Source organism: Pseudohalocynthiibacter aestuariivivens, from assembly GCF_018457175.1.
In the GTDB taxonomy this organism is placed as follows: domain Bacteria; phylum Pseudomonadota; class Alphaproteobacteria; order Rhodobacterales; family Rhodobacteraceae; genus Pseudohalocynthiibacter; species Pseudohalocynthiibacter aestuariivivens.
On record NZ_JAGFNU010000003.1, the window covers coordinates 312,817 to 323,177 of the forward strand.

General features: G+C 53.0%; 10 protein-coding genes. 5 read left to right on the forward strand and 5 right to left on the reverse strand.

The genetic code is table 11. The features are described from left to right. Nucleotides 1–66: 66 nt before the first annotated feature. The gene (locus tag J4E70_RS07380) at nt 67–1,965 is read left to right on the forward strand and encodes a glycosyltransferase family 2 protein (protein WP_213888440.1); all 1,899 of its coding nucleotides are present in this window, start codon (nt 67–69) and stop codon (nt 1,963–1,965) included. Here the strand turns inward: J4E70_RS07380 and J4E70_RS07385 are convergent. Then, nucleotides 1,962–2,606, reverse strand: a complete 645-nt coding sequence (locus tag J4E70_RS07385) for a GntR family transcriptional regulator (protein ID WP_213888441.1) — start codon at nt 2,604–2,606, stop codon at nt 1,962–1,964. The two genes, J4E70_RS07380 and J4E70_RS07385, sit on opposite strands and share 4 nt — an antisense overlap. Before the next feature lie 104 nt (nt 2,607–2,710). Here J4E70_RS07385 and J4E70_RS07390 point away from each other — a divergent pair, with 104 nt between their 5' ends. Both J4E70_RS07390 and J4E70_RS07395 read left to right on the forward strand, forming a co-directional pair. Continuing rightward, the gene (locus J4E70_RS07390; protein ID WP_213888442.1) at nt 2,711–3,358 is read left to right on the forward strand and encodes a pyrimidine 5'-nucleotidase; all 648 of its coding nucleotides are present in this window, start codon (nt 2,711–2,713) and stop codon (nt 3,356–3,358) included. 39 nt (nt 3,359–3,397) lie between these two features. After that, complete coding sequence (locus J4E70_RS07395; RefSeq protein WP_213888443.1) at nt 3,398–4,597, forward strand: UbiH/UbiF family hydroxylase; 1,200 nt, start codon at nt 3,398–3,400, stop codon at nt 4,595–4,597. A gap of 21 nt (nt 4,598–4,618) precedes the next feature. On the opposite strand, the gene J4E70_RS07400 is transcribed toward J4E70_RS07395, so the two are convergent. The 3 genes from J4E70_RS07400 to J4E70_RS07410 all read right to left on the reverse strand — a co-directional run bounded on the left by J4E70_RS07400 (nt 4,619) and on the right by J4E70_RS07410 (nt 6,741). After that, a complete protein-coding gene (locus J4E70_RS07400; protein WP_213888444.1) occupies nt 4,619–5,752 on the reverse strand; it encodes an aminotransferase class V-fold PLP-dependent enzyme in 1,134 nt (377 codons plus the stop codon). Nucleotides 5,753–5,827: 75 nt separating this feature from the next. Then, entirely contained in the window at nt 5,828–6,286 is a 459-nt protein-coding gene (locus J4E70_RS07405; RefSeq protein ID WP_213888445.1) for an Lrp/AsnC family transcriptional regulator, read from the reverse strand. Then, nucleotides 6,283–6,741, reverse strand: a complete 459-nt coding sequence (locus tag J4E70_RS07410) for an Lrp/AsnC family transcriptional regulator (protein WP_213888446.1) — start codon at nt 6,739–6,741, stop codon at nt 6,283–6,285. The genes J4E70_RS07405 and J4E70_RS07410 overlap by 4 nt, the downstream gene beginning before the upstream one ends. Nucleotides 6,742–6,876: 135 nt before the next feature. On the opposite strand from J4E70_RS07410, the gene ilvC reads away from it, so the two are divergent. Then, nucleotides 6,877–7,899: a ketol-acid reductoisomerase gene (gene ilvC / locus J4E70_RS07415; protein WP_213888447.1), complete on the forward strand. Its 1,023-nt coding sequence runs from the start codon at nt 6,877–6,879 to the stop codon at nt 7,897–7,899. 419 nt (nt 7,900–8,318) lie between these two features. On the opposite strand, the gene J4E70_RS07420 is transcribed toward ilvC, so the two are convergent. Continuing rightward, the gene (locus J4E70_RS07420; RefSeq protein WP_213888448.1) at nt 8,319–9,179 is read right to left on the reverse strand and encodes a LysR family transcriptional regulator; all 861 of its coding nucleotides are present in this window, start codon (nt 9,177–9,179) and stop codon (nt 8,319–8,321) included. A gap of 100 nt (nt 9,180–9,279) precedes the next feature. On the opposite strand from J4E70_RS07420, the gene J4E70_RS07425 reads away from it, so the two are divergent. Then, nucleotides 9,280–10,143, forward strand: coding sequence for an alpha/beta fold hydrolase (locus J4E70_RS07425; RefSeq protein ID WP_213888449.1), 864 nt, complete (start codon nt 9,280–9,282; stop codon nt 10,141–10,143). The last annotated feature ends 218 nt before the right edge of the window (nt 10,144–10,361 follow it).

Consider the following 10,361-nt stretch of genomic DNA (forward strand, 5'->3'; position numbering starts at 1 on the left):
ATTAGCTTAACTCAACATTAACTCAGATTGCGGAACTCTGATCTCAGCCAATTGGACTGATTTCGCATGATGCACGTTAAACCACTTGAAAGAACTGCGGTCACGACCCGCGTCGTTCCGGCGAAAAACACACGCCTTTTACTTGGCCCGCTTCTTGTGGAACGCGGAGATCTCAAGCCCGAAGATTTGGAAAGAGCGCTGGCTCTCAAAAAACGTCGCGGTGCGTGTCTTCGCAACGTTCTGCTGACACATAATATGGTTAACGAAAACAACCTGTTTCTTGCTTTAAAGGAACAATGGCGTTGCGAAATAGCCGATCTCGAAAACACACCACCTGACCCGGAACTCATAAACCAGGTAGGGCTTATAACCTGTATTCGAAACTGTATTGTTCCATGGAAGCGCATTCCAGGTGGAGTTGTCTATGTAACCGCTAACCCGGAACGCTTTGACAAATTCGCGCGCTCGCTGCCCCAACAGCTCGGAACACCTCGTATGATGATTGCGCCGGAACACGCCATTCACACGTCATTGATCCATCAGCGAAGCGACAACCTTGTGGAACGTTCAGAAAAGCGTGTGCCAGTGACCGAAAGTTGCCGATCATGGAACAGTAAAGCGCTGCGTATCAGCCTTTTTTTCTTAACGATGGCTTTGATCTTTGGGGTGCTGCTCGCTCCATCTGTTGTGTTTGGGTTGTTTTCCGGATGGGCCATAATCACGCTGGGTCTATTTGCTATTCTGAAAATCGCCGCAGTTGTTACCCAATTGCGAAAATCGAGACCCGCAGAGATTGCAAATACAGCCTTGTATCGGGAGAACACAACAGCCATTCTGCCGACCGTCTCTGTGCTTGTTCCATTGTACAAAGAACAAGAAATCGCACAGCAATTAATACATCGCCTGAAACGCCTGACATATCCGAAAGAGTTTCTTGATATCTGCCTTGCGGTTGAGGCGGACGATGACACAACCCAAAACACGCTTGCCGAAACGAGTTTACCACGATGGGTGCGCACAATTATTGTTCCCAAGGAACAGGTGCGCACCAAACCGCGCGCGTTAAACTTTGCGCTCGATTTCTGCAGGGGCTCGATTATCGGTATCTACGACGCCGAAGATTCCCCTGACCAGGACCAGATCCAAAAAATCGTTCGCCGATTTAGCGAATGTGGTCCCGAGGTGGCATGTTTGCAAGGTATTCTTGATTACTACAACGCGCGGACAAATTGGCTATCTCGTTGTTTTACAATTGAATATGCGTCTTGGTTTCGGCTTGTCCTGCCCGGTCTTGCAAAGCTAGGTTTCGCCATTCCGCTTGGCGGAACCACGCTTTTCGTTCGGCGCGATGCCCTTGAAGAACTTGGGTGCTGGAATGCACACAATGTGACCGAAGACGCTGATTTGGGTATCCGACTTGCCCGCCACGGTTACAAAACCGAATTGGTTGATACCGTGACACAAGAAGAAGCAAATTGCAGGTTTGTGCCCTGGATTAAGCAGCGTTCCCGGTGGCTTAAAGGATACGCCATGACTTGGGCAGTCCACATGCGTTCGCCACGATTATTGCTACAGCAACTTGGTTGGCGGCAATTTTTTGGCTTTCAGCTGGTTTTCCTCGGCACACTTTCACAATTCGTACTGGCGCCTTTTCTTTGGTCTTTTTCGCTGATTATGTTTGGCCTTTCGCACCCTCTTTCAGAGGTCATGTCAGGAAACCTTGCTATCTTTTTGGCCGCTTTGTTTTTATTTGTGGAGCTTACGTCCGTTTGTGTCGGCATCATTGCGGTTTCGCGCAAAAAACACAGCTTCCTCAAATGGTGGGTGCCAACGCTCTTTTTTTACTTCCCGCTCGGTGCAATCGCATCCTACAAAGCACTTTACGAGATACTAACGCGGCCATTTTACTGGGATAAAACAAAACACGGTGTATTTGAGCCAACACCGACTAAAACCAAAACTTAGGACCCTGCGTCGGCATCCAGTTTCAGCCGCGTTTCAAAGGCCTTTGAAATGTGAGCTTTTAGCGCTTGATAGGCGGCTTCACCGTCCCCATTCTCAATAGCGGAAACGATATCGCTATGTTCCTGAAGCGCACCTTCCCCCCGCCCTTCGGCCGCAAGTGATGTTGACGCCAAAAGCGCCATTGACCGGTGAACAAGGTCAAGTTGCTGGACAAGATACCGGTTGTGCGATGCCAAATGAATCTGTTTGTGGAACCTCCGGTTGGCGCGCGACAGCGCGTTGGGATCGCTCAGAAGTTTCTGATCATCCTCAACCATCTCACGTAGAACGCGCACCTCTTCGGGTGCGGCGTGGCGCGCTGCAAGACGTGCGGCCAGCCCTTCAAGCTCTGCACGCACAACATAAAGCTCTGCCAATTGATTATGGTCCAGCGAAGCAACAATCAGGCTCCTGCCATCGCGCGTTAGCATCGACTGCGTTTCCAAACGCTGCAGGGCTTCGCGAATTGGCGTACGCGACATTCCAAAACGCTCTGCCAGATCGCTTTCAACTAGTCGCGAACCGGGTTTGTAATCCCCGATATCAATCGCTTCCAGTATCAATGTATAGGCGTCTTTTTGCGTTTGCTTTACTTCTGCCATCGAAATCTCCGCGTCTGACCGTGCAGGACACTACCCACGCCTTGCCCCTGCAATCAACCCATTGTCGCGTTGCAACTGCGATCACTTCACCCTAGTTTGCGCCTATGGTTGCGAAACACTTCTCTCACGTTCAAACATGGGTCTTTGATCTCGATAACACGCTTTACCCACCAGCAGCGCGGTTGTTCGATCAGATCGAAGTTCGCATGACAGCCTGGGTGATGGAATCGCTGAACGTGACGAGGGACAGGGCTGACCATCTGCGCCGCCACTACTGGAAAACCTATGGCACGACGCTTGCCGGGTTAATGCGCGAACATGATGTCGATCCCGGGCCGTACCTTACGGATGTACATGATATCTCTATGGATCATCTGGAGCTTGATCCAAAGCTGGCAATGGCCATTCGCAACCTTCGCGGACGCAAGATCGTCTATACCAACGGCACAGCCCCCTACGCGCAGCGTGTGATAGAAGCCCGCGGATTGGCGAATGTTTTTGATGCCGTCTATGGGGTTGAACACGCCGGCTTCAAACCGAAACCAGAGCGTGAAGCCTTTGAGCATGTGTTTGACCTTGATGGCACGCGGCCAGCAGAGGCAGCCATGTTTGAAGACGACCCCCGCAATCTTGCGGCCCCACATGCAATGGGAATGCGTACCGTCCATGTGGCCCCTGACCCGCATGATGCCGATTTCATCCATCACCATACCGATGATCTTGCGGGCTTTGTGTCGCAGTTGTCTGGCTAAGTCTTTTCGCGCCCCCTAGCGCCCCCTAAGGTCCTTTCCATGGAACGAGAAAACACAGACATCCTGATTTCCGGCGGAGGCGTCGCTGGGCTGACTGCAGCATCGGCTTTTGGTGCCGCCGGGTTTTCGGTTATTTGCGTAGACCCGACGCCCCCGGTGACAGAGGCAAGTGCTGAAGGGTCTGATCTCAGAACTACGGCTTTTTTGCAACCCGCACGCACGCTACTGGATGAGTGCGGATTATGGGGTAGATTAGCACCCTTCGCCGCTCCGCTACAGATCATGCGGATTGTGGATGCCGGTGGTGTGGAGCCAGAACCCCGCGTGGTCAAAGATTTTGACGCAAGCGACATTTCCGATCAGCCCTTTGGCTGGAACCTGCCAAACTGGTTGCTACGGCGTGAAATGGTTGCGCATTTAGACGAACTTCCGAATGTGTCGTTCCGGCCCGGTGTTGGCACAGATCGTGTAATGACACGTGAGCGCGAGGCGTTGGTCACGCTGTCAGACAGTTCACGCATTTCAGCCAAGCTGTTAGTCGCGGCTGATGGACGTAGTTCACCTGTGCGCGAAGCCTTGGGTATTGGCGTTAAAACAACGCGTTACGGGCAAAAGGCCCTCGCCTTTGCTGTGACACATCCAATCCCACACGAAAACGTCTCGACGGAAATTCACCGTTCGGGTGGCCCATTCACACTTGTCCCGCTTCCTGACCGGGACGGCCTGCCCTGCTCTGCCATCGTCTGGATGGAAACGGGACCCGAAGCCAAGCGGCTCTACGATCTGCCCGGGGTCGAATTCGAGGCCGCAATGAACGAAAGGTCCTGTTTATTGTTCGGCCCCCTGACGCTCGCCAGCCGCCGCACGATCTGGCCGATCATCAGCCAAATTGCCGAACGAATGGAAGGTGAACGCACCGCCCTGATTGCGGAATCTGCCCACGTGGTGCCGCCAATCGGGGCACAGGGTTTGAATATGAGCTTAGGGGATTTGCGTATTTTGCTTGAGTTGGCACAAAGCAGCCCTGATCAGCTTGGCACACGCGAAATGCTGACAGCCTACAACCGCCGCCGCCATCCCGAAGTCCGTCTTCGTGTAACCGGGATTGACGCGCTCAATCGTGCGTCAATGATGGGCGCACAGGGGCTTCGCGACATGCGCGCGAAAGCGCTCAACGCGTTCTATTCAGTTGCACCGGTGCGAAAAACGCTGATGCGCGCCGGGCTAGGAACGCGATAAAACCGCTTTCCTAGCCAATTTTTATGACGGGAAGACCTGATCTAGCGCTGCTTCAAGTCGCGCAAGGCTCGCGTCTACGTCATAAAGCTTGTCGAGCCCGAACAGCCCCAAACGGAAGCTTTTGTATTCTGGCCCTTCATCACATTGCAGCGGTACGCCAGCCGCGATCTGCATTCCAAGGGCGCCAAATGCTTTTCCGGTCTGCACATCCCCATTGTTCGTATAGCAAACCACAACGCCCGGCGCGCCGAACCCATCAGCCGCAACAGATTTGATGCCGCGGGCAGCCAAGGCCGCCCGGACACGATTGCCTTGCTCCCATTGCGCATCACACAGCTTGTCGAACCCATAATCGCGGGTTTCGATCACCGTATCGCGAAAGTCACGCAACGCATCTGTTGGCATTGTCGCATGGTAAGCATGGCCACCGTTCTCATAGGCCTCCATGATCGAAAGCCACTTACCCAAGTCTATTGCAAAACTCGTGGATTGCGTTGCTTTGACTTTTGCAAACGCGGCTTCGTTCATCATGACAATCCCGGCAGACGGGGACGCAGACCAGCCTTTTTGCGGGGCAGAGATAAGTACGTCAACGCCGGTTGCTTTCATATCGACCCACGCGCACCCTGATGCGATGCAATCAAGTACAAACAAACCACCCACGTCGTGAATAGCATCAGCCACGGCACGCAGATAATCATCTGGCAAAATCATCCCTGAGGATGTTTCAACATGCGGTGCAAACACAACATCGGGTTGTTCAGATTTTATTTTAGCAACAACCTCGTCAATCGGTGCCGGGGCAAAGGGTGCGTCGACCGCATTTCCGCTGCGATGCGCCTTCATCACGATTTCTTCTGACGAAACGTTGCCAGCTTCGAAAATCTGCGTCCAGCGGTAGGAAAACCAACCGTTGCGGATGACCAGTGCTTTCTTGTCTGTTGCAAGCTGGCGGGCAACCGCCTCCATCGCGTAAGTGCCACCACCGGGGATAAGGGCAATAGCGTCAGCGTTGTAAACAATTTTCAGATTCTCCGAGATATCCCGCATCACCTGCTGAAAGGCCGCACTCATGTGGTTCAGCGAACGGTCGGTGAAAACCACCGAGTATTCAAGCAGGCCGTCCGGGTCGATATTTTCAAGCAAAGCAGTCATCGCAGATCTCCGAGAAACGTTTTGAAATGCCTAGCGCGTGTTGAAAAGGAACGCAAAGTCTATATCAGTATACCATCAACCAATTGGCCCGGGCCTGCGTTCTTCGGACAGTAAAACATTCGCCTCGACATCGCCCACACCGGGCAAGGTCATAATGCGGCGACGCAACACACGCTCGAAATCGGAAATATCACGTGCAACAACCCTAACCCTGTAATCGTAAAGACCAAGAATATGCTGCACGGTTTGCACCTCGGGAATGGCCGTTATGGCGCGTTCAAAATCTTCAAGACTAACGCGCCCTTTGGTGGCCAGTTTTACCCCAAGAAAAACTGTTACGCCAAACCCCAGCGCCTCGGCGTTCAGAACAACCCTTCGCTCCTTAAGCACGCCCGCATCTTCCAGCCGTTTGATGCGACGCCATATCGCGGGCTGGCTGAAGCCGTGCTGCCGCGCCAATGCACCTGCGCTTTGTGTGGCATCTTCTGAAAGGGCACGCAGAAGCGTGCGGTCCATATCATCAAGGTCAATCACAACGGTAATCCTTGCGACGATTTGATTTCCGCAACATGCATCAGCGCCTCGATATCGGCGATATGCGGCAAGGTCAAAATTTTGGTGCGGTAGATATGCTGGTAATGCGCCATGTCTCGGGCCAGAACGGACAGACGCACATCAACACGGCCAAGAAAGGTCTGAAGTTCAATCACTTCCGGTACGGCCCGCGCAGCCTCCATAAACTCGTCAAACGCCCGGGTTTGGGTTTTGTCGAGCGTTATGCGAAGGCTGACTTCGACAGTATACCCAAGTGCTGCCCAGTCAATTACAGCTTGCTGGCCAAGCAGGATGCCATTTGTCTGTAGCTTCTCAAGCCGTCGCCAGCAGGTTGCCGGGGTAACACCGGCGCGTTCTGCAAGCTCGTTGTTTGAAAGCTCTGGTGCGGCCTGAAGCTGACGTAGAATGCGGCGGTCTGTATCATCTGGTTGCATGATTATTTCGGTAATTGTTGATTTAATGAATGAGTTTTTTCACATATTGATAAACACGTCAAATTTTGCAGAGCGTATTCTTGATATCGCAGTATTCTGCGCCAGACGAAAACAAACCCAAAAAGGAGCGCCCAAATGCGCGTTTACTATGATCGCGACTGCGATGTTAATCTGATCAAAGACAAAAAAGTCGCCATTCTTGGCTACGGCTCACAAGGCCATGCCCACGCGCTGAACCTGCGCGACTCTGGCGCTAAAAATGTTGTGGTCGCGTTGCGCGAAGGCTCTCCTTCTGCACGCAAGGCAGAGGCCGAAGGCCTTGCCGTTATGGGTATTGCCGAAGCTGCGGCTTGGTGTGACCTCATCATGTTCACAATGCCCGATGAGCTTCAGGCAGAGACATACAAGAAATACGTTCACGACAACATTCGCGAAGGCGCTGCAATTGCTTTTGCGCATGGCCTGAACGTGCACTTTGGTCTGATTGAACCAAAGGCCGGTGTTGACGTCATCATGATGGCACCCAAGGGCCCGGGCCACACCGTGCGCGGAGAATATGTCAAAGGCGGCGGCGTGCCTTGCCTTGTTGCGGTTGATACGGATGCAACCGGTAAGGCTATGGAAATAGGTCTTTCTTACTGTTCTGCCATTGGCGGTGGACGCTCCGGCATTATCGAAACCAACTTCCGTCAGGAATGTGAAACAGACCTCTTCGGTGAACAGGCCGTGCTTTGCGGTGGCCTTGTAGAGCTGATCCGCATGGGTTTTGAAACCCTTGTCGAAGCTGGCTACGAACCTGAAATGGCATACTTTGAATGTCTGCACGAAGTGAAACTGATTGTGGATCTGATCTATGAAGGCGGCATCGCCAACATGAACTATTCGATCAGCAACACTGCGGAATACGGCGAGTATGTTTCCGGCCCGCGCATCCTGCCATATGACGAAACAAAGGCACGGATGAAGGCGGTTCTTGCTGATATTCAAAACGGTAAGTTTGTGCGTGATTTCATGCAGGAAAACACCGTTGGGCAGCCTTTCTTTAAAGCGACCCGCCGCCTGAACGACGAACATCAGATCGAGCAGGTTGGCGAAAAACTTCGCGCAATGATGCCGTGGATTTCGGCAGGCAAACTCGTCGACCAGGCCAAAAACTAAAACGTAAGCCGCCCCGCATTACACCGATGCGGGGCGGCGATTCTTTAAACTCTTTAAAGCTCTCAGTGGGTCGATTTTAAAAACTTGCAAGTTTTTAAACACCAGAATTTCCCCGCCGACCCACCTACTATTCCCAAAATGTGCCTGGACCGACAATAGAGGACGTTCGCGGCTGATTAGTCAGCGTCCGCTATGCGGACTTTCCAGGCCTTCGTCGTACGTACATCAATGTCCGGTTTTGCTCAAAGACGGTCCACTGTGTCCAAAATAGGAGCTCATTGTACGTCGATAGCTTCGATCACATCACTGAACTTACCGGAAACATACAGCAAGCTAGAATAGTTTATTACTTGGCTGCCACGCTTGTTGGCTGCGATTTAATTCAGCGTGTTCGTTTGATTTCCTATTTTTGAGAAGTATCAGAGACAGTCGGTAAATTCGGTTTCCAGTTCCTTAACCAGCATTCGTGCTGGCTTGCCAAGGAACTGCACTTGCGACCTCACGACATGAGCGACCTGTGTAGGCGGCTCAATACCTGTCGTGACTTCCACCACGCCGTAAGGAACGCGGGATTTCGACACCAATGCATACCCCAGTCCTGCCCGGACGGCCTCGATGATCCCAGCAACACTCGCACACTCCATAACCACGCGCAGCGGGCGCCCCAGATCGGGTGTGCAGGTTTCCAGCCAGTGGCGGTAGAAACAATTCCGGTCAAAAGCGATAAACGGCAGATGGCGGTGTTTTGAAAGATCATGATCCTGTGGACCGATCCAAACCAGTGAATCCTTTTTTACGATCACGTCGGTCTTCTGCACGTCACTCGCAAACACCTGCACCACACCGATATCCAAATCGCCGCTCACCAGCATCGCGTCGATGGTGCGGCTCTGTTCGACAATCGTTTTCAGTTGCACATCGGGATATTTGCGCGCGAACCGACCCATCAGATTTCCCAAACCTGATGTGATCATATCCTCGGTGATCCCGAGACTGATCTCGCCGACCAGATCTTCGTTGACGAGACTGCTGACTGCTTCGTCGTGCAAGCTGAGGATACGGCAGGCGTAGTCATAAAGGCGACGACCATCATCGGTTAGAGCGCCGCCACCCGTCGCGCGGTTCAGCAGCACCTTGCCCAAGCTCACTTCAAGCCGCTTGATCTTGTGACTGACGGCGGACTGCGAAAGCTTCAGCGCCTGCGCGGCGTTTGTGACGCCTTCTTTTTCCACCACAGCGCGCAAAGCCCGCATATCGGCGACCTCAACTTGCGCCCCCATAACACCTCACATGACAAATCTTGATTGCATTATGATATTCATTCATTTGTGTCATGTTGTCAGATGGGCCATCATCGGTCAAACAGTTTGGAGAACTATCATGCGTTCAATCGTCCCCGACGACACACTCATTAATGGCTACCGCGTGGCCCACGGCACCCATGGGACAGGCGAACCCGTTGTGCTCGTTCACGGCACGCCGTCATCGTCCTATATCTGGAGGAACGTGTATCCAAAGCTGGTCGATGCGGGATACAAGGTTCACCTTCTCGACCTCCTTGGCTTTGGCCTGTCCGAGCGTCCCTGGGACCAGTCCGTCGACACATCCGTGTCGGGACAGGTGCCGATCCTGCACGGGCTTTTTGACGAATGGGGATTGGACAAGGCTCACGTTGTCGCCCACGACATTGGCGGTTCTGTCGGGTTGAGGTTCGGTGTGTTTCATCCCGATCAAGCGGAAACCCTGACCGTTCTGGACAGCTGCACGTTTGACAGCTGGCCATCGGCGCGCACCAAACAGCAGATGGCCGACGGCCTCGATGTGCTTATCAGGAAGCCGGATCAAGAACACCGTGATCATTTTCGCGAGTGGCTTCTCACAACGGTTGAGGACAAAGAAACGTTCGACGCCGATGCCCTGAAGGTCTTTCTGGAATATATTTCTGGCCCTGTGGGACAGGCGAGCCTGTTTCAGCATCAGATCAGCCATTACGATTCCAAGCACACGATGGAAATCAACGACGACCTAACGGGACTCGGCGAGCGTCCGATGCAGATCATCTGGGGCGAGAAAGACGCATGGCAGGTCACCGACTGGGCGCACAAGCTTCATGCGGCGATCCCCGGTTCGGACCTACATATCGTGCCTGATGCTGGTCACTTCTTGATGGAAGACGACGCGACAACCGTGGCTGATCTGCTCACAACGTTTTTCCGCGCAAACCCCCTGAAGCAGACTGGATGACCGATGGCATATGATCCACTCTGGGTTCCTATCCTGACCCACTACAGGGGCGAAAACACAACAGACCTTGCTGCAAGGAGCAGCATGGTCAAATTGAGCTTATTTTGTTCTCTAATCTGTCAATGTGCACTTTTCATATTTGCAGGGTAATTGACGTCTGAGGTTGCCTTGGTTCTCTTCGAGCTGACGGGCTCATGATGGGGTTGGCTGGGTGTGGA